General features: G+C 73.0%; 20 protein-coding genes. 11 read left to right on the top strand and 9 right to left on the bottom strand.

Annotated features, from left to right (window positions below; translation table 11 throughout):
* Positions 1 to 6: 6 nt before the first annotated feature.
* Positions 7 to 2,238, bottom strand: coding sequence for a hypothetical protein (locus tag ACH41F_RS29555; protein WP_391242532.1), 2,232 nt, complete (start codon positions 2,236 to 2,238; stop codon positions 7 to 9).
* Positions 2,239 to 2,588: 350 nt separating this feature from the next.
* On the opposite strand from ACH41F_RS29555, the gene ACH41F_RS29550 reads away from it, so the two are divergent.
* On the top strand, positions 2,589 to 3,419 hold the full coding sequence (locus tag ACH41F_RS29550; RefSeq protein ID WP_391242341.1) for a DeoR family transcriptional regulator: 831 nt from the start codon (positions 2,589 to 2,591) through the stop codon (positions 3,417 to 3,419).
* A 54-nt stretch (positions 3,420 to 3,473) separates the two neighbouring features.
* On the top strand, positions 3,474 to 3,944 hold the full coding sequence (locus ACH41F_RS29545; protein ID WP_391242338.1) for an SRPBCC family protein: 471 nt from the start codon (positions 3,474 to 3,476) through the stop codon (positions 3,942 to 3,944).
* 83 nt (positions 3,945 to 4,027) lie between these two features.
* Here the strand turns inward: ACH41F_RS29545 and ACH41F_RS29540 are convergent, their stop codons facing one another.
* Positions 4,028 to 5,152 (bottom strand): pyridoxal-phosphate dependent enzyme, encoded by a 1,125-nt coding sequence (locus ACH41F_RS29540; RefSeq protein ID WP_391242335.1) that lies wholly within the window; start codon positions 5,150 to 5,152, stop codon positions 4,028 to 4,030.
* Positions 5,153 to 5,488: 336 nt separating this feature from the next.
* Here ACH41F_RS29540 and ACH41F_RS29535 point away from each other — a divergent pair, with 336 nt between their 5' ends.
* Together ACH41F_RS29535 and ACH41F_RS29530 are read left to right on the top strand one after the other, a co-directional pair.
* Positions 5,489 to 5,812, top strand: a complete 324-nt coding sequence (locus tag ACH41F_RS29535; protein ID WP_361520942.1) for a hypothetical protein — start codon at positions 5,489 to 5,491, stop codon at positions 5,810 to 5,812.
* Positions 5,813 to 5,996: 184 nt separating this feature from the next.
* The gene (locus tag ACH41F_RS29530) at positions 5,997 to 6,533 is read left to right on the top strand and encodes an ATP-binding protein (protein ID WP_391242332.1); all 537 of its coding nucleotides are present in this window, start codon (positions 5,997 to 5,999) and stop codon (positions 6,531 to 6,533) included.
* A 228-nt stretch (positions 6,534 to 6,761) separates the two neighbouring features.
* Here ACH41F_RS29530 and ACH41F_RS29525 read toward each other — a convergent pair whose 3' ends face one another.
* Entirely contained in the window at positions 6,762 to 7,082 is a 321-nt protein-coding gene (locus tag ACH41F_RS29525) for an SHOCT domain-containing protein (protein ID WP_391242529.1), read from the bottom strand.
* 176 nt (positions 7,083 to 7,258) lie between these two features.
* Between ACH41F_RS29525 and ACH41F_RS29520 the strand changes: the two genes are divergently transcribed.
* From ACH41F_RS29520 to ACH41F_RS29510, 3 genes are all read left to right on the top strand, one after another.
* Positions 7,259 to 7,834 carry a TetR family transcriptional regulator C-terminal domain-containing protein gene (locus ACH41F_RS29520; RefSeq protein WP_391242329.1) on the top strand — a complete coding sequence of 192 codons (576 nt, stop codon included), beginning with the start codon at positions 7,259 to 7,261 and terminating at the stop codon, positions 7,832 to 7,834.
* Between the two features lie 71 nt (positions 7,835 to 7,905).
* Positions 7,906 to 8,490 (top strand): DUF4865 family protein, encoded by a 585-nt coding sequence (locus tag ACH41F_RS29515; protein ID WP_391242327.1) that lies wholly within the window; start codon positions 7,906 to 7,908, stop codon positions 8,488 to 8,490.
* Positions 8,487 to 9,395, top strand: coding sequence for a phosphotriesterase (locus tag ACH41F_RS29510; protein WP_391242325.1), 909 nt, complete (start codon positions 8,487 to 8,489; stop codon positions 9,393 to 9,395). Before ACH41F_RS29515 ends, ACH41F_RS29510 begins: the two co-directional genes overlap by 4 nt.
* 152 nt (positions 9,396 to 9,547) lie before the next feature.
* On the opposite strand, the gene ACH41F_RS29505 is transcribed toward ACH41F_RS29510, so the two are convergent.
* The 3 genes from ACH41F_RS29505 to ACH41F_RS29495 form a co-directional block, all read right to left on the bottom strand.
* A complete protein-coding gene (locus ACH41F_RS29505; RefSeq protein WP_391242322.1) occupies positions 9,548 to 9,997 on the bottom strand; it encodes an RpiB/LacA/LacB family sugar-phosphate isomerase in 450 nt (149 codons plus the stop codon).
* Positions 9,998 to 10,116: 119 nt separating this feature from the next.
* Entirely contained in the window at positions 10,117 to 11,361 is a 1,245-nt protein-coding gene (locus tag ACH41F_RS29500) for an ROK family protein (RefSeq protein ID WP_391242319.1), read from the bottom strand.
* Positions 11,362 to 11,397: 36 nt separating this feature from the next.
* Positions 11,398 to 12,039, bottom strand: coding sequence for an alpha-ketoglutarate-dependent dioxygenase AlkB family protein (locus ACH41F_RS29495; protein WP_398838211.1), 642 nt, complete (start codon positions 12,037 to 12,039; stop codon positions 11,398 to 11,400).
* A 70-nt stretch (positions 12,040 to 12,109) separates the two neighbouring features.
* On the opposite strand from ACH41F_RS29495, the gene ACH41F_RS29490 reads away from it, so the two are divergent.
* Positions 12,110 to 13,258, top strand: a complete 1,149-nt coding sequence (locus tag ACH41F_RS29490) for a methyltransferase (RefSeq protein WP_398838318.1) — start codon at positions 12,110 to 12,112, stop codon at positions 13,256 to 13,258.
* A gap of 3 nt (positions 13,259 to 13,261) precedes the next feature.
* Here ACH41F_RS29490 and ACH41F_RS29485 read toward each other — a convergent pair whose 3' ends face one another.
* Both ACH41F_RS29485 and ACH41F_RS29480 read right to left on the bottom strand, forming a co-directional pair.
* The gene (locus ACH41F_RS29485; RefSeq protein WP_398838209.1) at positions 13,262 to 14,116 is read right to left on the bottom strand and encodes a ketose-bisphosphate aldolase; all 855 of its coding nucleotides are present in this window, start codon (positions 14,114 to 14,116) and stop codon (positions 13,262 to 13,264) included.
* 8 nt (positions 14,117 to 14,124) lie between these two features.
* Positions 14,125 to 15,009, bottom strand: coding sequence for an SIS domain-containing protein (locus ACH41F_RS29480; RefSeq protein WP_391242311.1), 885 nt, complete (start codon positions 15,007 to 15,009; stop codon positions 14,125 to 14,127).
* Positions 15,010 to 15,137: 128 nt separating this feature from the next.
* Here ACH41F_RS29480 and ACH41F_RS29475 point away from each other — a divergent pair, with 128 nt between their 5' ends.
* Positions 15,138 to 15,917 carry a DeoR family transcriptional regulator gene (locus ACH41F_RS29475; RefSeq protein ID WP_391242308.1) on the top strand — a complete coding sequence of 260 codons (780 nt, stop codon included), beginning with the start codon at positions 15,138 to 15,140 and terminating at the stop codon, positions 15,915 to 15,917.
* 58 nt (positions 15,918 to 15,975) lie between these two features.
* Complete coding sequence (locus ACH41F_RS29470; protein WP_398838207.1) at positions 15,976 to 17,793, top strand: glycoside hydrolase family 15 protein; 1,818 nt, start codon at positions 15,976 to 15,978, stop codon at positions 17,791 to 17,793.
* Positions 17,794 to 17,829: 36 nt separating this feature from the next.
* Here the strand turns inward: ACH41F_RS29470 and ACH41F_RS29465 are convergent, their stop codons facing one another.
* Entirely contained in the window at positions 17,830 to 18,042 is a 213-nt protein-coding gene (locus ACH41F_RS29465; protein WP_391242302.1) for an MbtH family NRPS accessory protein, read from the bottom strand.
* 121 nt (positions 18,043 to 18,163) lie between these two features.
* Here ACH41F_RS29465 and ACH41F_RS29460 point away from each other — a divergent pair, with 121 nt between their 5' ends.
* Positions 18,164 to 19,246, top strand: a complete 1,083-nt coding sequence (locus ACH41F_RS29460) for an alpha/beta hydrolase-fold protein (RefSeq protein WP_398838205.1) — start codon at positions 18,164 to 18,166, stop codon at positions 19,244 to 19,246.
* The last annotated feature ends 9 nt before the right edge of the window (positions 19,247 to 19,255 follow it).

Below are 19,255 nucleotides of genomic sequence, written 5' to 3'. Positions count from 1 at the left end.
GGCGGGCTACCGCTGGGCCGGTACGTCGGGTCGCAGCCGGGCCAGCAGCCTCGCCCGCTCCTCGGCGAAGGCCGGGTCCGCCTGGTAGTCGGAGTGACCGAGGACCGGCGCGGGCAGCGGATGCCGCTCGGTGCGCCCGTAGGCCAGCGGGTCCTTCAGGGCCTGGTGGTCGACCTCGGGGCCGCAGTCGCCGGACAGGCGCACCGGGCCGCCGATGGGGTCGGTGGGCCGGTACAGGTTGCGCCAGCAGGCCACGTCGTGGTGCAGGGCGCTGAGCGCGGCCGGACCGAAGTGCGCCGGGAACCAGCGGCCGTAGAGCCGCTCCAGCGGTGAGCCGTAGGTCAGCAGCGCCACCCGTCTGCGGTCGGCCGGGGTCAGCTGCCAGGCCGCGGCGGCGGCGAGGACGCTGCCCTGGGAGTGGCCGGAGATCACCAGGCGGCCGCCGGTCGCACGCGTCCAGGTGGCCACCCGCCAGGTGAGGTCGGGGACCGCGCGCTCGGCGTAGCAGGGCGGTGAGAAGGGGTGTGCGGCGCGCGGCCAGAACGTGCCGACGTCCCACAGGATGCCGATGGTGCGGCGCGCGGAGGCGTCCTTGTAGGCGCGCCGGCCCCAGGTGACGAACACTATGAAGCCGACCCCGATCAGCCAGGAGCCCAGCGCCTGGGCGGTGTCGGCGGCGCCCTGGACGAAGGGGGACGAGGTCCGTGCCGCCTCACCCGGGGTCTTGCCGGTGGTGAGGGCGCCGGTCAGCGCGGCGGCGCCGAGGAGCAGGGTGGCGGCGGAGGTGACGGCGACGATCAGCGGGGCCCGGTCGGTGAGGGTGGCCAGCGCGCGGGTGGTGGCGATGCGCCGGGTGCGGGCCCGGTCCTTGGTCTCGTCCGGGTAGTCGCTCTCCACGGCGGTCAGTTCGGTGCGGCGCAGCCGCCAGGTCCTGCGGCCGAGGCAGGCGATCAGGACCAGCAGGACGATGATCAGCGGCGGGATCACCGAGGACTGCCAGGTCAGCAGGACCGGTGGTCCGGCGAGGGAGGTCCCGGTGCCGTCCAGCCAGTCGGCCACGCGCTGGGAGACCCCGCCGGACATCACCCCGCCGAGGGCGCAGGCGAGCATCGCGACGGCCGGCCCGCCCAGGCCCCGCATGGCGGCGCGCGGGTCGGGGTGGGTGCGGTGCAGCAGGTGGGCGACGGCGGCGAGGAGAACCACGATCAGCCCCTGCACCAGGGTGATGGCGCCGAAGGTCGCGTCACCCGGCAGCCGGCCGGACGAGACCCACCCCGGGCGTTCCCAGCCGGCGTACAGCAGGGTCAGGGCGAGCAGGCCGAGCGCGGCGAGCGGCAGACGGCGTACGAGGTGTTCGTCGAGCTCGCGGTCCAGGCGGTTCTCGCTGCGGCCGCGGCGGCAGACCACCCAGACGACCATGACGGCTCCGCCGGCGAGCGCCACGAGCAGCGCTCGGCCCGCCAGGTCGAGCGCGGCGGGACCGCCGGGGCGGCGGTCGAAGCGGGCCGCCGCGGAGCCGACGGCCGCGGCGACCGTGAGCAGGGCGGCGGCGGTGTGGGCGGCGCGCAGCCGGGCCACCAGCCGGCGTCCGTACCAGAAGCCGGGGCGGCCGAGAGCGGTGCGGGCCGTCTCCTCGTCGGGTTCGGCGGGGCGGGACATCGGGGCCTGCGACTCGTAGGCGTTCCAGGTGTGGTGGGAGAGGTACCACAGCAGGCAGGTCAGGACGGTGGGGACCAGGGCGGCGAGGGCGAGCCGGCGGCCCGGGCGGCTCCACCAGCCGCCGCCGGAGACGGTCGGCGACAGAAAGCCCAGCCAGGTGTGCCGGTCGGCGCACGCGCGCGTGCCCGCGCACTGCCATGCGGCCAGATCGAGGGCCACCTCGCAGACGGCCGCGACCAGCAGCACGGTCAGGGAGAGCGCCGCCAGCCGCACCAGCAGCCCGTACAGCCGGACCGTGCGGGTGCGGCCCCGGGCGGCGGGGCGCATCCAGTGGGCGAGGTTGACCACCATGAAGGGCAGCAGCAACAGCCACAGGGCGCGCGAGGCGTTGCCGGAGGTGAGGTTGCACCAGACGTAGGCCTCGGGGATCGGTTCACGCCGGGTGGCGCCGGGTCCGGTGTCCGCCTCGGCGTCGTCGGCGCGGCGGAAGACGGCGGCGGTGTCGTCGCCGGTGACGCGTACGATGCGTGGGTCGTCGAGCATCTTGTCGGGTGTCGTGCCGCCCACCCCGTGGACCATCAGTTCCAGCGCGGCGCCTTCCGGCCCGCCCGTCGAGGCACGCTTCTCCACATGATCCACTGTGCGCTCTTCCCCCGTTGACACGCCGTCCGCAGATGCCTGTGCGGGTCAAGGATCTCCGCTGCGGGACCGTCGTGCACCCCTCGTCACGGAATCTCCCCGATCCGTGTCACGATCGGCGCGTCACTGAGGTCGAACTGACATGCGCGCGTCGTGACGGTCGGTGGCGCGACCGGTACGGTGCCGTGCGAGGATGGGGCGTCCGCGCGCCGCAGACGGGGAGAACGCCCTCGTCGGAGCAGGTGCGCGTGGCGTGTCGGACGGATTGAGGCGAAAGGACCGGAGCGTACGTGAGCGAGAATCAGAACCTCCTCGCGGAGCAGCGGCGCGCGCTCATCCTGGACGAGGTCCGGCGCCGCGGCGGCGTCCGGGTGAACGAGCTGACACGCAAGCTCGGCGTGTCGGACATGACCGTGCGTCGGGATCTGGACGCGCTCGCCCGGCAGGGCGTCCTGGAGAAGGTGCACGGCGGCGCGGTGCCGGTGGTCGAGGCGAGCACCCACGAGCCGGGGTTCGAGGCCAAGTCGGGTCTGGAGCTGTCCGCCAAGGAGGACATCGCGCGGGCGGCGGCCGAACTGGTGGCCCCGGGCTCCGCGATCGCACTGTCGGGCGGCACGACGACGTACGCGCTGGCCCATCACCTGATCGACGTCCCCGATCTCACGGTCGTCACCAACTCGGTGCGGGTGGCCGACGTCTTCCACTCGGCGCAGCGCACCTCGGGCCCTCGTCAGGGCGCGGCCACGGTGGTGCTGACCGGCGGGGTGCGCACTCCCTCGGACTCCCTGGTGGGTCCGGTGGCCGACCAGGCGATCGCGGCGCTCCACTTCGACGTGCTGTTCCTCGGGGTGCACGGCATATCGGTGGAGGCCGGGCTGTCGACGCCGAACCTCGCGGAGGCGGAGACCAATCGCCGGCTGGTGCAGTCGGCGCGCCGGGTCGTGGTGGTCGCGGACCACACCAAGTGGGGCACGGTGGGCCTGAGTTCGTTCGCGACGCTGGAGCAGGTCGACACGCTGGTGACGGACACGGGGCTGCCGGCCGTGGCGCGTGAGGAGGTCGCCGAGCATCTGCGGCGGCTGGTGGTGGCGGGCGAGCCGGAGGCCCCCGCAGACAGTTGACGGTCCGTCAGCTAGGGTGGCGCCTTCCCGGCCGTCACCGAGGGGGGTTCGCCCATGGCTCGCCGTCTGCGCGAGGTGGGGCTCGACTTCGTCGAGACCGCGCCCGTACGCCTGGTCTTCGCACGCGAGGTCTCCGCGCCGCCGGAGCGGGTCCACCGGGCGCTGGCCGAGGACGTGCCGGGCTGGAGCGAGTGGTTCGCCGCGGTGACCCTTGCCCGATCCACGCGCGAGGGTGCCGGCCGCGAGGTCAGGCTCAGGGGCGGCACCCGCTTCCTGGAGACGGTCCTCGTGGCGAAGGAGCCCGAGGTGTACGCCTACCGCGCGGACCTGACCAACGCGCCCGGCCTGCGCGCACTGGTCGAGGAGTGGCGGCTGGGGCCCGCGGGCACGGGCACGCGCGTGCAGTGGACCTTCGCCGCCGACGGCACCGCGCCCCTCCGGCTCGCCCTGCGGCTCGGACGGGCCGGGCTGGAACGGGCGTTCCGCGACGCGGTCGTCTCACTGGACCGGCGCCTGGCGCGCTAGTCGTCCCGCGGCGGGCGATGTGCGCCCGTCAAGGACCGGTGTGTGCCGGACCTCGCGCCGGGGCGGACGTCGCCGGCGCGGCGCTAGCAGGGCCAGACGCCCGTGCCCAGGAACGACTCGATCGCCTCCGCGTACGGCTGGATGTCCAGGCCCTGTTCGGCCAGCCACGCGTCCGAGTAGTACTTGTCGAGGTACCGGTCCCCCGGGTCGCACAGCAGCGTCACCACGCTGCCGCTCCGCCCCTCGGCCACCATCTCGGCGACGATCTTCAGCGCGCTCCACAGCCCGGTTCCGGTGGAACCGCCCGCCTTGCGGCCGATGGCCTGTTCCAGCGCCCGTACGGCGGCGACACTGGCCGCGTCGGGGACCTTCATCATGCGGTCGACCGCGCCCGGTACGAAGCTCGGCTCCATACGCGGCCGGCCGATGCCCTCGATACGGGATCCGCAGTCGCAGGTGACGTCCGGATCGCCGGTGGTCCAGCCCTCGAAGAAGCAGGAGTTCTCCGGGTCGGCGACACAGATGCGGGTGTCGCGCTGGGTGTAGTGGACGTAGCGCGCGATGGTCGCCGAGGTGCCGCCGGTGCCGGCCGTGGCGACGATCCACGCCGGTTCCGGGAAGCGCTCCAACTCCAGCTGGCGGAAGACGGATTCGGCGATGTTGTTGTTGCCGCGCCAGTCCGTGGCCCGTTCCGCGTAGGTGAACTGGTCCATGTAGTGGCCGCCGGTGTCCACCGCGAGCCGGGCCGACTCCTCGTACATCCGGCGCGGGTCGTCCACGAAATGGCACCGGCCGCCGTGGAACTCGATCAGGCGGATCTTCTCGGCGCTGGTCGTGCGCGGCATGACGGCGATGAAGGGCACGCCGATCAGCCCCGCGAAGTACGCCTCGGAGACCGCCGTCGAGCCACTGGACGCCTCGATGACCGGGCGGCCCGGCCGGATCCAGCCATTGCACAGGCCGTACAGGAACAGGGAGCGGGCGAGGCGGTGCTTGAGGCTGCCGGTGGGGTGGGTCGACTCGTCCTTCAGGTACAGGTCGATGCCCCACTTCTCCGGCAGCGGGAAGCGCAGGAGGTGTGTGTCGGCCGAGCGGTTGGCGTCGGCCTGGACCTTGCGGACGGCCTCTTTCAGCCAGCCTCGGTAGGCGGCGTCACTGCGGTCGACGTCGAGTGTCGCGCCGGTCCGGATCTGCTGAGGGGTGCTCACGGAGGGGCTCCTTACGCTGAGCGCCGACAGCGTCTCGCGCGGCCGACGCACCGATCATAAACACCTTCCGCACGCTTCTCACCTGCATAAACACACCTTTGAGGACCCCAAAGGCCACCCTGGGGTGCGGGCTTCCGCAGCAGGGTGGGGGCGCATTCGAACGAGTGCTCCAGGCGCCCGCGTGCGGCCCTCGCATGCGCACTGGTGCTCGGCGCCGGGTGCGGGCAGACTGCACCGGGCGGGACACCCCGGCCCCGGACAGGGGCGCACACCGGACCACGTGACGACCCGGATCACGGGCCGGCACACCGAGGACACGCGAGGGGGCGGGCAGGCATGGCGGAGCCGGAGTTCACGGCCACGGGCGTGCGGATCGGGAAGCGGCTGCGTTCGCTCACCCGGGCCGGACAGGTCCGGATCAGCGACGGCAGGCTGGAGTTGCTCACCAGCTACGGCAGCGAGATCGACAGCGCGCCGGTGCAGGCGGTGCGCGCGTCCAAGCCCTGGTTCGCCGCGGACGACCGGGCCCTCGCCGACCTCAACGGCAAGCGGTACCTGCTGACCCTCGGCGACCACGACCCCGCCCCGGGCGAGCCGGGCCCACCCGCGGCACGCCGGTTCATCGAGGCCGTACGAAAGGCCGCGGGGCGTAGCGGATGAGTCACCGCGAGTTGCGCAGACCCGCCGCCTGAGTCACGCTGTTCACACGTCACTCTGGGTTTACCGGCGATAACGCTGCGAACCAGCCCGCCGGACATGGCAGCAGGCGGCCGTCTCACCAGGCATCCTGCTGGATCGATCCGAACTCCGTGTTCTTCCGGACCTCAGTCGGGGAGTCGCAGCCGTGATCAGTTACCCAAGCAGGCACTGCACGGTGGAGCTCCAAGCCCTGCCGTCGCGGATCGGCCAGGTCCGCAGAATCGTCTCTGCGCAGTTGCGCTACTGGCATCTGGACCCCCTCATAGACCGGGCCGCGCTCGGTGTGACGGAGCTCTTGACCAACGTCCACCGGCACGCCCAGCCCGACAAGATGTGCACGGTCGAGATCGAGCTACTGCTCGACCAGCTCATGGTCTCGGTGCACGACCACGACCCGCGTCTGCCGGTTGTGGCGGACAGCGAGGACTCCGGCACCGACGGACTCGCCACCTGCGGGCGGGGCCTGGCGATGGTGGCCGCCGTCAGCGAGAGCTGGGGCGTGCGACCGGCCGGGGAGGCGGGCAAGGTCGTGTGGTTCGCCCTGTCCGCGTCCGCCGCCGCCAAGGCCGGACCGACGCGCCCGCCACGGCGCGCCGCGGTGGAGAAGGGACCTCGGGTGTTCGCCGAGGTCGACGCCCACCGGGTCGAACATGCTCCCGCCCGGTCGGCCGCTGTCGGCTGACCGGGCGGTGACGCTCCGATCGGTCGACCGTGGCCGACCGACCTGGCGATGACGCTCCCCTCGGTCGACCGTGGCCGACCGACCTGGCGGTGACACGCTGATCGGTCGGCCACGCGGCTGTTTCCGGGCCGCGGGCCGCGGGCCGCGACACGGGCGTGTACCTCCGTCACTCCGTGGCGATCGCCCGGAGTACGTCCAGGCTCGCCGCCCTCCTGGCGGTCGTGGTCGTCATGCCGCACCGCCGCCCTTGCCCGTGCGGCCGAACTGCTCGTCCAGGACGGACAGGCGGCGCCAGTACTCGTCCTCGTCGATCTCGCCGGCGGCGAAACGACGGCCGAGCAGGGCGATCGGCGAGTCGCCTGACGGGCCGGTGTCACCCACCTCGCGCCAGGGGGCGGCGTCGGACATCGCGCGCCACGGGCCGCGACGTCCGCGCCGGACCGTGCGGCGCAGGACGGTGACGGCGCCGACCACGACGGCCGCCCAGATCAACGGGAAGAGAAGGATCCACGGGCCGGGCCCGCCGTCCCAGTGCGCCAGGGTCTGCATCTCGGTCATCTCCCTCGAAGCGGTGTTCTCGAAGCGGTGTTCCGGTGATGTCCCGAGACTGGCTCCGAGGAGGGGGCCGGGTCGTCGTACGGCCAGCGGCAGTGGGCGTACCACCCGGGGAGTACGCGGGGGCGTCCCGGCTGCTCCTCACCACCTCGACTTCTGTAACTACTAGTATGTACAGTGGCTGCATGAGCACCCCGGAGCGTCTGATCGAGTCCACCCGCGAGCTGCTGTGGGAGCGCGGTTACGTGGGCACCAGCCCCAAGGCCATCCTGGAGCGTTCCGGCGCCGGGCAAGGCTCCATGTACCACCACTTCAAAGGCAAGCCCGACCTCGCGCTGGCCGCGATCCGGCGGACGGCGCAGGAGATGCGGGCCACCGCCGAGGGAGTGCTCGCCGGGCCGGGGACGCCGTACGCGCGCATCGAGGCGTATCTGCTGCGTGAGCGGGACGTGTTGCGCGGCTGTCCGGTCGGGCGGCTGACGATGGACCCGGACGTCGTCGCGAGCGACGAGCTGCGCGGTCCGGTCGACGAGACGCTGGACTGGCTCCGGGAGCGGCTCGCGGGGATCGTCGAAGAGGGCAAGGAACAGGGGCAGTTCGCGCCCTCCCTCGACGCCGAGGCGATCGCCGCGACCGTCGTCGCCACCGTGCAGGGAGGCTATGTCCTCGCCCGCGCGTCCGGGTCGCCCGCCGCCTTCGACGCGGGGGTCCGCGGGCTGCTCTCCCTTCTCTCGCCACGGCACTGAGCGTCCGCGCCGGGCGCACATCACGAGGAAGCAGTCCCGACAGCGCGCAAACCCCGCCCGAGGAGGCCGCGATGCATGCCATGCAGTACGAACTCACCCTTCCCGCCGACTACGACATGGGGATCGTCCGCGACCGGGTCGAGCGTGTCGGGCATCTGCTCGACGCGTGGGAGGGGCTCGGTGTCAAGGCGTACCTGATACGGGAGCGCGGGGTGCACGGCTCACCGGTCAACCAGTACGCGCCGTTCTACCTGTGGAACACCATGGAGGGCATGAACACCTTCCTGTGGGGTGGCGCCTTCCAGGGGCTGAGCGACGACTTCGGCCGGCCCTCGGTCCGGCAGTGGACGGGGCTCGCCCACGAGGTGGGCGGTGCCGCCGGTTCGTCCGCGCGGGTCGCCGTGCGGCGCCGGCAACCGGTGCCGGACGGGGTGGAGTTGGCGGCGGTCATGGGGGACGCGGTGCGTGAGACGGGGCGGCTGGCGGCGGAGGACGGGGCGGTGCTCGCGGCGGCCGTGGTCGATCCGAGCCGCTGGGAGCTGGTCCACTTCTCGCTCTGGGCGCACGACACGCCCAAGGCCGCCGGTGACGTCTTCCAGGTGCTGCACCTGTCCGCGCCGGGACTGGCCGAACTGCCCCGGGGACGCCAGTGGTGAGCACGGTCCGCACGGTCCTCGGGGACGTGGCGCCGGAGCGGTTGGGGGTGTGCGACGCGCATGACCATCTGTTCTTCGGCAGCCCCCAACTGCCCGGACAGGAACTGCGCGACGCGGCGGCGGCCCGCGCGGAGTTGGCGGCCTTCCGGGACCAGGGCGGGCACAGCGTCGTGCAGTGGACACCGTACGGGCTGGGGCGGCGGGCCGCCGATCTGCCGCCGCTGTCCAGGCAGACGGGGGTGTTGGTGGTGGCCGCGACGGGACTGCACAGGGCCGTCCACTACGACGAGCGGACTCTGGCGGAGCTGCGCGGCCGTCTCGCGGAGCTCTTCGTCGCCGAACTGACGGACGGCATCGGGCTCTCGGGGGTGCGCGCCGGGATCATCAAGGTCGCGGGCGGCTTCCACGCCCTCGACGCGCACGCCCGCTGGACGATGAGCGCGGCGGCCGAGGCCCACCACGCCACAGGTGCGCCGATCGCCGTGCACCTGGAGCTGGGGACGGGCGCTCTCGACGTACTCGACCTGCTGTGCGGCGAGTTGGAGGTGCCGCCGCACCGGGTGATCCTCGGTCATCTGAACCGCTTCCCGGACTCCGTGCTGCACCTCCAGGCCGCGGCGAGTGGCTGCTATCTCGCCTTCGACGGCCCCTCCCGCGCGAACCACGCCACGGACTGGCGGATGCCGGACGTGGTACGGGCTCTGGCCGACGCGGGGTTCGGTGACCGGCTGCTGCTCGGCGGCGACACCACGACCGCGGCGGCACGCTCGGTGAACGGTGGTCCGGGGATGCCGTATCTGCTGCGCCGGGTGCGGCCGCGACTGGTCACGGAACTGGGCGCCGAGCTGGTCGACCGCGTCCTGCGCGACAACCCCGCCCGGGCCTTCGCCGTCGCGTGGCGCTGACCGGGATCGGCGGCATCCGCCCCCGTCCGGCGCGGCGAACCGACGGGGCGTCGCCCAGGCGCAGTACGACCCCGCGAGTCAGCCCTGACGTGGCGTTCCGGGCCGCCGCGGGCCGGGCTCGGGCCGCGGCCCGCAAGGCACCGCCCTCGACGTCACGGCTCCCCGCGGTCCAGCCGTTCGATCCGGGTCACGTTCTGCCGGTCCTCGGGGTCCTCGCTCGGCGAGCCGGCGAACCAGGCGTCGAGGATCTCCTTCAGCAGGGGCGCAGAGGTCAGGCGCAGGCTGAGGGCGAGGACGTTGGCGTCGTTCCACCGCCGGGCGCCGTCCGCGGTGTACGCGTCGGTGCACAGGGCGGCCCGTACGCCCGGGACCTTGTTCGCGGCGATCGCGGCGCCCGTGCCGGTCCAGCAGCACACGACCGCCTGGTCCGCCCGGCCGGAGGCGACGTCCCGGGCGGCCGCCTCCGAGCACACCGCCCACTGGGGATCGGCGCCGGGCGCGAGGGCCCCGTGGGCGACGACCTCGTGGCCACGGGAGCGCAGTGCGGCGACGAGGGCGCGGGCCACGGGTTCGTCCATGTCGGAGGAGACGGAGATCCGCATGTCCCGAGCCTACGCGCCGGGCACGCGGGCGAGGAGGTCGCGTCGGTCGTGGGTGCCGGTGCCGACCCGGGCACCGAGGCAGTCGGGAAGCCGGAGCTGCTTCCGGCGTCGGCGTCCGGTCACTGACGGGACAGCGCTCCCAGCGGATCGTCCAGCACCGGCTGCCAGGCCAACTCGGCGGCGCCGACCAGGCTGTTGTGGTCCAGCGTGCACGCCAGGATCGGTACCCCGCCGCTCTGCCCCCACAGGCTGCGGTCGGCGACGACCGCGCGCAGCCGGTCCGGGTCGGCGTCGAGGAGGGTGCGGTGCAGTCCGCCGAGGATGATGCGGTCCGGGTTGAGGATGTTGACCAGGCCCGCGAGACCGAGGCCGAGCCGGTCGATCAGGGCCTCGGTGGCCGTGCGGACGGCCGGCTCGTCGTAGTGGTCGCGGATCAGCTCGTTGGCCTGCTGGAGCAGGGACACCTCCGGCCCGGTCTCGCGGCCGGCGGCGTCGAGGAAGGCCAGCGGGTCGGCCTCGACGTCCAGGCAGCCCCGGCTGCCGCAGTGGCAGGGTCGGCCCTCGGGGTTGACGGTGAGATGGCCGACCTCCAGTGCCAGACCCGAACTGCCGGTGTGCAGCCGGCCGTCGAGGACCAGCGCCCCGCCGACCCCTCGGTGCCCGGTGGCCACGCACAGCAGGTCCCGGGCGCCGCGGCCGGCGCCGTGCCGGTGCTCGGCGAGCGCGGCGAGGTTGACGTCGTTGCCCGCGAAGGCGGGTCCGGTGAGGCCGGCGGCGCGCACGCACTCCGCGAAGATGCGGCGGACGGGGGCGCCGACGGGCCAGGCCAGGTGGAGGGGGTTGAGCGCGGTGCCGTCGGGCTCGGCGACGGCGGAGGGCACGGCGAGGCCGGCGCCGACGCAGCGGCGGCCGGTGGTGCGCAGCAGTTCGGCGCCCGCCTCGACGACGGAGCCGAGGACCTTCGCCGGGTCGGCGTCGACGGTCTCGCAGCCGGGCGCGGTGGCGACGATCCGGCCGCCCAGGCCCACCAGGGCCGCCCGGAACCCGTCGGCGTGCACCTGCGCGGCGAGCACGACGGGCCCGTCCTCGGCCACCGCGAGCCGGTGCGAGGGGCGGCCCTGCGAGCCGGCGGCCGCGCCGGGGCGGGCGTCCACCCGGATCAGTCCGAGCGCCTCCAGCTCGGCGGCGACCGCGCCGGCCGTGGCACGCGTCACGCCGAGTTCGGCGGTGAGCACCGCGCGGGTGGGCGCGCGGCCGGTGTGCACGAGCTCCAGCGCGGGCCCGAGCGCACCGCGCCCCCGGTCCAGCCGCGTCCTCGAGGTGGTCCCTTCCCCCGCCGGCCGGGGGTCCGCGTCGCCGCTCATGGGGGCGAGTCTCCCATGATCCGCCGCGCGGACCTCCTACAGCCCGCTGACCCGGAGCGTGATGTTCAGCCGCCCGGTCAGCCCCAACTCCGGGGGCGCGCTGCCGGGGTACACCCTGGGCACCCCGTGGTAGGCGAGCCGGGAGGACCCGCCGAACACGAACAGGTCACCGCTGCGCAGTTCGACGTCCGTGTACGGCCTGGTCCGGGTCTCGGTGTTGCCGAAGCGGAAGACACAGGTGTCGCCGAGGCTCAGCGACACCACCGGCGCGTCCGACCGCTCGTCGGCGTCCCGGTGCATCCCCATGCGCGCCTCGCCGTCGTAGAAGTTGATCAGTGCGATGTCGTACGACGGTGGGGTCGCCCCGAGCGCGTCGCGCACCGCGTTCCCGGCCAGCTCCCCGAGCCACTCCGGGAACGGCTTCACGGGGGAGCCGTCGCCGTCGACGACCGTGCGGGCGTAGCCGTAGGGGTACCAGTGCCAGCCCAGGCACACCTGCCGGGCGGTCATCGTGCCGCCGCCGGGGGTGTGGACCGTGCGCAGCCCGGCCGGCGGGCGGGCCCACGCGCGGCACGCGTCGAGCAGCTCGCGCTGGCGCGGCGGATCGAGCCAGTCCGGCACGTGCACCGCCTGGGGCGCGATCTCGGCGCGGGGTCGGGGGAACAGCTCGGTGTCCATGGGTCCCATCCTGCCGCCGGGAGGCCTTGAGCTGCGGCTCGGCTAGCCTGGGGGCACGATGAACGACCGTATGACGACGCCCTGGGGCGAGCTCGCGCTGGCCCGTTTCCCCGAGGACCCGCGCGACCGGCTGCGTGCCTGGGACGCCTCGGACGAGTACCTCCTGAAGCATCTGGCCGAGCGGGAGGTCCCGCTGTCCGGCTCGGTCGTGGTGCTCGGGGACCGCTGGGGCGCGCTGGTCACCGCGCTGGCCGCGTACCGGCCCACGCAGATCACCGACTCCTACCTCGCGCAGGAGGCGACCCGGGCCAACCTGGCCCGCAACGGTGTGGAGGCCGGGGCGGTCGGGCTGCTGACCACCCAGGACCCGCCGCCCGAGCGGATCGACGTGCTGCTGGTGCGGGTGCCGAAGAGTCTGGCGCTGCTGGAGGACCAGCTGCTGCGGCTGGCGCCCGCGGTGCACGAGGACACGGTCGTCGTCGGCACCGGCATGGTGAAGGAGATCCACACCTCCACGCTGAAGCTGTTCGGGCGGATCCTCGGGCCGACCCGCACCTCGCTCGCCGAGAAGAAGGCGCGGTTGATCTTCTGCACGCCGAAGCCGTCGTCGGAGCCGTCGCCGAAGCCCGCGGCCGGGAGTCCGTGGCCGTACAGCTATGCGCTGCCCGACGGCATCGGTCCGGTGTCGGGGCGCACGGTCGTCAATCACGCCGGGGTCTTCTGCGCGGACCGGCTCGACATCGGTACGCGGTTCTTCCTGGGGCATCTGCCGGTCAGCGAGGGCGCCCAGCGGGTGGTGGACCTCGGCTGCGGCAACGGCGTGGTGGGCACGGCGGTGGCGCTGGCCAATCCCGAGGCCGAGGTGCTGTTCGTGGACGAGTCGTTCCAGGCGGTGGCGTCCGCGGAGGCGACGTACAAGGCGAACGGTGTGCCGGGGCATGCCGAGTTCCGGGTCGGGGACGGGCTGGCCGGGGTTCCGGCCGGGAGCGTGGACCTCGTGCTGAACAACCCGCCGTTCCACTCGCACCAGGCGACCACCGACGCCACGGCACGGCGGATGTTCGCGGACGCCGAGCGCGCGTTGCGGCCGGGCGGTGAGCTGTGGGTGATCGGCAACCGGCATCTGGGGTACCACGTGACGTTGCGGCGGCTGTTCGGCAACAGCCATCTCGTCGCCGGTGATCCGAAGTTCGTGGTGCTGAAGGCCGTCAAGCGCTGAGGTTCATGAGCGGCCGAGCACGCGCAGGATCCGCTCCACGGCTCGTGCCATGGCCTCCCGTCCCACCCCCAGGTAGGTGCGGCCGTCCACGGCCTCGGGGTGCGCGGTGAGGAACTCCCTGATGGCGCCGGTCATGGCGACGTTGAGGGCGGTGCCGATGTTGACCTTGGTGATCCCGCCCGCGACCGCCGCGGCCAGTTGGTCGTCGGGCACTCCGGATGAGCCGTGCAGGACGAGGGGGACGTCCAGCGCCCCGGAGAGGCGTCTGAGGAGGTCCTGGTCGAGGGTGGCGGTGCGGGTGGTCATGGCGTGCGTGCTGCCCACGGCCACGGCGAGGGCGTCCACGCCGGAGTCGGCCACGAACGCGCGGGCCTCGGCGGGGTCGGTGCGGGCGCCGGGCGCGTGCGCGTCGAGCGGCGGCTGACCGCCCTTGCCGCCGACCTCACCCAACTCGGCCTCCATCCACAGGCCTTGGGAGTGCGCCCAGTCGGCGGCGGCACGGGTCGCGGCGAGGTTCTGCGCGTAGGGCAGGCGGGAGGCGTCGTACATCACGGAGCTGAAACCGGCGTCCGGCGCCTGCCGCAGCAAAGCGTCGCTCTGGACGTGGTCGAGGTGCAACGCGACGGGGACGGCGGCGCGTTCGGCCGCGGCGACGGCGGCGCGGGCGAGCGGGTCCAGCCGCCCGAGGCGGAACTTGACGGCGTTCTCGCTGACTTGGAGGACCACACGGGCCTCGGCCGACTCGGCGCCGGCGATCACCGCCTCGACGTGTTCGAGGGTGACGACGTTGAAGGCGGCGACGGCGCCGTGCGCGGCGGCGGCCCGCGCGACGAGCTCGCCGGTGGTGACGAGAGGCACGGGCGCTCCTAGGAACCGGCGAGGATCACCGAGCGGGTGAGATGGCGGGGCCGGTCCGGGTCGAGACCGCGGGCCGCGGCGAGGGCGACCGCGAGCCGCTGGGCGCGGATCAGATCGGCGAGCGGGTCGAGGTCGCCGGCGATCCACAGTGCTCCGGTCTGCCGTACCTGGGCGGCCAGCCCTTCGGGGGCCTCGCCGAGCATCCAGGTGGCGGTGCCGCCGGTGGTGACGCTGATGGGGCCGTGCCGGTACTCCATCGCAGGGTAGGCCTCGGTCCACGCCAGGCTGGCCTCGCGCATCTTCAGGGCGGCCTCGTTGGCCAGGCCGACGGTCCAGCCGCGGCCGAGGAAGGTGAACTGGCCGCAGTCGAGCAGTCCTTCGGGCAGCGGGTCGGCGAGCGCGGTGCGGGCGTCGGCGACCACCTCGTCGGTGTGCAGGCCGAGGTGGGCGCGGAGCAGGGTCAGCGCGGTGGTCGCGAAACGGGTCTGCACGACCGAGCGTTCGTCGGCGAAGTCGAGGACGACGACGTCGTCGGCGGCCGCCATGACCGGTGTGCGCGGATCGGCGGTGATCGCCGTGGTGCGCGTGCGCCCCCGCGACCGGTCGAGCAGCTCCAGCACCTCGGTGGTGGTGCCGGAGCGGGTGAGGGCGACGACCCGGTCGTAGGAGCGGCCGTGGGGGAACTCCGACGCGGGGAACGCGTCGGTCTCGCCCTGCCCCGCGCCCTCGCGCAATGCCGCCGCGGACTGCGCCATGAAGTACGAGGTACCGCACCCGACGATCGCGACCCGCTCCCCCGCCGCCGGCAGCGCGGCGGCGTGTCCCGGCGCCTCGGCCGCCGCCCGGATCCAGCAGTCGGGCTGGCTGACCAGCTCGTCCTCGACATGCGTCATGTCGTGGCCCCTCCCCACTCGCGATGCTCTTTCCTGCAAGGTAGAGCGAACTTTCGAGCAAAATCAAGCATTCGGGCGTGATTGGCGTGCGTTAAGGTCGCCGTGAGATCGAGGAACGGAGGGTGCGGATGTCCCGCGACGCCCGCTGGAAGACGCTGCTGGAACTGCTCGTCGAGCGCGGCCGGCTGGACGTCGAGGAGGCGGCCTCCGAGCTGGAGGTCTCTTCCGCCACCATCCGTCGCGACTTCGACCAGCTCGCCGAGCAGCAGATGCTCGTGCGCACACGCGGCGGCGCGGTGGTGCACGGGGTGTCGTACGAGCTGCCGCTGCGCTACAAGACGGCCCGGCACGCCTCCGAGAAGCAGCGGATCGCCAAGGCGGTCGCCGGGCTCGTCACCCCCGGCGGGGCGGTGGGGCTGACCGGCGGCACGACCACGACCGAGGTCGCCCGGGCGCTGGCCGTACGCCCCGATCTCGCTTCCGGCTCCCCCGCCCTCACCGTCGTCACCAACGCGCTGAACATCGCCAACGAGCTGGCGGTGCGGCCCCAGTTCAAGATCGTGGTGACCGGCGGGGTGGCCCGCCCGCAGTCCTACGAACTCGTCGGGCCGCTCGCCGACGGAGTGCTGAGCCAGATCACCGTCGACGTGGCGGTGCTCGGTGTGGTCGCCCTCGATGTCACGCACGGCGCGGCCGCCCATGACGAGGCCGAGGCGGCGATCAACCGGCTGCTGTGCGAGCGCGCCGAGCGGGTGATCGTGGCCGCCGACTCCAGCAAGCTCGGTCAGCGCGCGTTCGCCCGGATCTGCGCGGCCGACGCGGTGGACACGCTGGTGACGGACACGGCGGCCGGGGCGGACACCCTGCGGCGCTTCGAGGACGCGGGCGTTCAGGTCCTCGCGGTCTGATCCCGTTCACCCCACCCCAGACGCCGATGCGACCTAGGCTGGTCGCAGGGAGGCTGCGATGACCGCGACACCGATGGACCAGTCGTATCTGCCGATCGCCGAGCACGGGCTCATCGGTGATCTGCGCAGCGTGGCCCTGGTGGGCACCAACGGCACGATCGACTGGTACTGCTGCCCGGCGTTCGACGCGCCCAGCGTCTTCGCCGCGATCCTCGACGCCGAGCGCGGCGGGTCCTTCGAGCTCGCGGCGTCGGTGCCGGCGAAGACGAAGCAGTTCTACTTCCCCGACACCAACGTCCTGATCACCCGCTTCTTCACCGAGGACGGCGTCGGCGAGGTGCACGACTTCATGCCGGTCGACGGCGAGTCCGCCGAGCCCGAACGGCACCGGCTGATCCGGCGGGTGGTGTGCGTACGCGGTTCGCTTCCCTTCCGCGTCCGGGTCGCGCCGCGCTTCGACTACGGCAGACGCCCGCACACCGTACGCATGGTCGGTGACGTCGCCGTCTTCGACTCCGAAGGGCTCTCGCTCGGCCTGACCGCGACCGTGCCGCTGGAGACCGACGGCCAGGACGCGCGCGCCGACTTCAAGCTCGCCGAGGGCGAGTCGGCGGTGTTCGCGCTGGACCAGGTCGGCGGCGAGATCCCGCCCCGCCGGTGTGCGCGCACCGAGGCGGAGGAACAGTTCAACAGCACGGTCGACTACTGGCGCCGCTGGCTCTCCGCCTCCAAGTACCGTGGCCGCTGGCGGGAGATGGTGCACCGCTCGGCCCTCACCCTGAAGCTCCTCACCTACGCGCCGACCGGCGCCATCGTGGCCGCCCCGACCACCAGCCTGCCCGAACAGATCGGCGGGGAACGCAACTGGGACTACCGGTACGTGTGGGTGCGGGACGCCGCGTTCTGCGTGTACGCGTTGCTCCGGCTCGGCTTCACCGGCGAGGCCGAGGCGTTCATGAACTTCGTGACGAAACACATCAGTCCGGGCGACGGCAAGCCCTCCGGACCGTTGCAGATCATGTACGGCATCGACGGTCGCACCGACCTCACCGAGTCCGAACTCCCCCACCTGGAAGGCCATCACGGCTCCGCGCCGGTGCGCGTCGGCAACGCCGCGGCCGAGCAGCTCCAGCTGGACATCTACGGCGCGCTCATCGACTCGATCTACCTCTACGACAAGTGGGCCAAGCCCATCTCCAGCGACCAGTGGGACGACGTGTGCGCCCTGGTGGAGTGGGTGTGCGAGCACTGGGACCAGCCCGACGAGGGGATCTGGGAGACCCGGGGCGGCCGCAAGAACTTCCTGTACTCGCGCCTGATGTGCTGGGTGGCGATCGAGCGGGCGATCCGCATGGCCAACCGCCGCGGGCTGCCTGCCGATCTGCCCCGCTGGCTGGAGTGCCGCGACACGATCTACCGGCGGATCATGAGCCGCGGCTGGTCCGAGAAGCGGCAGGCGTTCGTGCAGCACGAGGACGGCGACGTGCTGGACGCGGCCGTCCTGATGATGCCGCTGACGAAGTTCATCGCCCCGACCGACCCCAAGTGGCTGTCCACCCTGGACGCCCTCACCCAGGAGCTGGTCTCCGACTCGCTGGTCTACCGCTACGACCCCCTGGCCAGCCCCGACGGACTGCGCGGCGACGAGGGCACGTTCTCGATCTGCTCCTTCTGGTACGTCGAGGCGATGGTGCACGCCGGCCGGGTCGACGAGGCACGGCTCGCCTTCGAGAAGATGCTGACGTACGCCAACCATCTCGGCCTGTACGCCGAGGAGATCAGCCACACGGGTGAGCAACAGGGCAACTTCCCGCAGGCGTTCACCCACCTGGCGCTCATCAGCGCCGCCTTCAACCTCGACCGGGCGCTCGGCTGATCAGCCGAACGCCTTGCCGTTGGGCAGGCACCGCCGTCAGGACTCCAGGCCGGCCGTCAGTGAACGGGGGCGCAGGTCGGTCCAGTTCGCCGTGACGTAGTCCAGGCACGCCTGCCGGGTGTTCTCCTCGAAGGCGACCGTCCACCCTCCGGGGACCTCGGCGAAGGAGGGCCAGAGGGAGTGCTGGCCCTCGTGGTTCACCAGGACCAGGAAGCGCCCTTCGGCGTCGTCGAAAGGATTGGTGCTCACGTGCCATGCCTCCTCGGAACCGACGGACCGGTGACAGCCGGGGAATATCATGATTAGGTAAGCCTCGCCTAATTACCGGGCGAGCTTAGCCTCTCCCTCTCGCTCCCACAAGGAGACGTTCATGCCGCGGAACGCCTTCGCCGAGTTCGGACTGTCCGGTGAGCCCGGGACGACCGCGTTCTGGGCGACGGCCCGTGGCCCGGTGTCGGTGCCGGGCGAGGACGGCGGTTGGCGGACCCTGTTCCTGTGGCGCGGATCCGAGGCGAGGGTCGTCTTCGAGAGCTGGTCCGAGCCGGTCCCGCTGCGCAGATGGCGCGACACGGACTGCTGGTACGCCGAGGTGCGCATGCCCCGGCGGCTGCGGGTGACCTACCAGTTCGTCGCCGACGACATCGCACACGCCGACCCGCTCAACCCCTGCGGCGCGGGCGGCGACCGTTCCGTCACCGCCACCCCCGACGTCCCGGCCCAGCCGCACTGGCCCGCCCTCGGCCCGGACGACGTCCTCCCGCTCCCGCGGACCCGGATCCGCTGGACCAGCGAGCGGCTCGGCGGGCGCCGTACCGTACGGGTCCATCCCGTGGGCGGCGGCGGGCCGTTGATCCTGCTGCTCGACGGGGACGACTGGCTGCATCTGCATCCGGCGATGACCGCGTTCGAGACGGCCCTCGCCCAAGGCGACTCACCGCCCGTCACGTTGGTCTTCCTTCCGGCCCGGGACAGGGAGTCCGAGTTCGCCTGTCGGCCCGAGCTCTGGCACGCCGTCAGGGACGAACTCCTGCCGCTGGTGGCGGAGTCCGGAGTCCCCGCCGACCCGCAGCGGCTGGTGGCCGCCGGACAGAGCCTCGGGGGGCTGAGCGCGCTGTACGCGGCCCTGGACTTCCCCGACCTGGTGTCCCGGGTCGCCTGTCAGTCGGGGTCGTTCTGGTGGACGCCCGACGCCCTGGAGCGCGCGGACCCGCTCGGCGGCCCGGTCGGCGGCGCCCTCGCCGCGCGGCTGCGGGAGCGCGCCGACCTGTCCGGTCTGCGGATCGCCTTCGACGTGGGGGAACACGAGACGCGGATGCTCCCCCACTGCGCACTGATCGAGTCCCTGACCGAGCGGGCCGGTGCGACCGTCCGTGTCTCGCGCTCGCCCTCGGGGCACGACCGTGCGGGCTGGCGGCAGGCCCTGCTCAGGGACGTGGTGTGGGCCCTCGGCTGACGTGCCGGG

The sequence above is a fragment of the Streptomyces sp. NPDC020489 genome (assembly GCF_044386545.1).
Classification (GTDB): Bacteria; Actinomycetota; Actinomycetes; order Streptomycetales; family Streptomycetaceae; genus Streptomyces.
This window is presented reverse-complemented; position numbering and strand designations above follow the sequence as displayed.

What these genes read in the sequence shown, in the direction of transcription:
- ACH41F_RS29555 (WP_391242532.1), bottom strand. Translation starts at nt 2,238, where the DNA reads ATGGTCCACGGGGTGGGCGGCACGACACCCGACAAGATGCTCGACGAC.
- ACH41F_RS29545 (WP_391242338.1), top strand. Translation starts at nt 3,474, where the DNA reads ATGGCTCGCCGTCTGCGCGAGGTGGGGCTCGACTTCGTCGAGACCGCG.
- ACH41F_RS29535 (WP_361520942.1), top strand. Translation starts at nt 5,489, where the DNA reads ATGGCGGAGCCGGAGTTCACGGCCACGGGCGTGCGGATCGGGAAGCGG.
- ACH41F_RS29525 (WP_391242529.1), bottom strand. Translation starts at nt 7,082, where the DNA reads ATGCAGACCCTGGCGCACTGGGACGGCGGGCCCGGCCCGTGGATCCTT.
- ACH41F_RS29520 (WP_391242329.1), top strand. Translation starts at nt 7,259, where the DNA reads ATGTACAGTGGCTGCATGAGCACCCCGGAGCGTCTGATCGAGTCCACC.
- ACH41F_RS29515 (WP_391242327.1), top strand. Translation starts at nt 7,906, where the DNA reads ATGCATGCCATGCAGTACGAACTCACCCTTCCCGCCGACTACGACATG.
- ACH41F_RS29505 (WP_391242322.1), bottom strand. Translation starts at nt 9,997, where the DNA reads ATGCGGATCTCCGTCTCCTCCGACATGGACGAACCCGTGGCCCGCGCC.
- ACH41F_RS29500 (WP_391242319.1), bottom strand. Translation starts at nt 11,361, where the DNA reads ATGAGCGGCGACGCGGACCCCCGGCCGGCGGGGGAAGGGACCACCTCG.
- ACH41F_RS29495 (WP_398838211.1), bottom strand. Translation starts at nt 12,039, where the DNA reads ATGGACACCGAGCTGTTCCCCCGACCCCGCGCCGAGATCGCGCCCCAG.
- ACH41F_RS29490 (WP_398838318.1), top strand. Translation starts at nt 12,110, where the DNA reads ATGACGACGCCCTGGGGCGAGCTCGCGCTGGCCCGTTTCCCCGAGGAC.
- ACH41F_RS29480 (WP_391242311.1), bottom strand. Translation starts at nt 15,009, where the DNA reads ATGACGCATGTCGAGGACGAGCTGGTCAGCCAGCCCGACTGCTGGATC.
- ACH41F_RS29475 (WP_391242308.1), top strand. Translation starts at nt 15,138, where the DNA reads ATGTCCCGCGACGCCCGCTGGAAGACGCTGCTGGAACTGCTCGTCGAG.
- ACH41F_RS29470 (WP_398838207.1), top strand. Translation starts at nt 15,976, where the DNA reads ATGACCGCGACACCGATGGACCAGTCGTATCTGCCGATCGCCGAGCAC.
- ACH41F_RS29460 (WP_398838205.1), top strand. Translation starts at nt 18,164, where the DNA reads ATGCCGCGGAACGCCTTCGCCGAGTTCGGACTGTCCGGTGAGCCCGGG.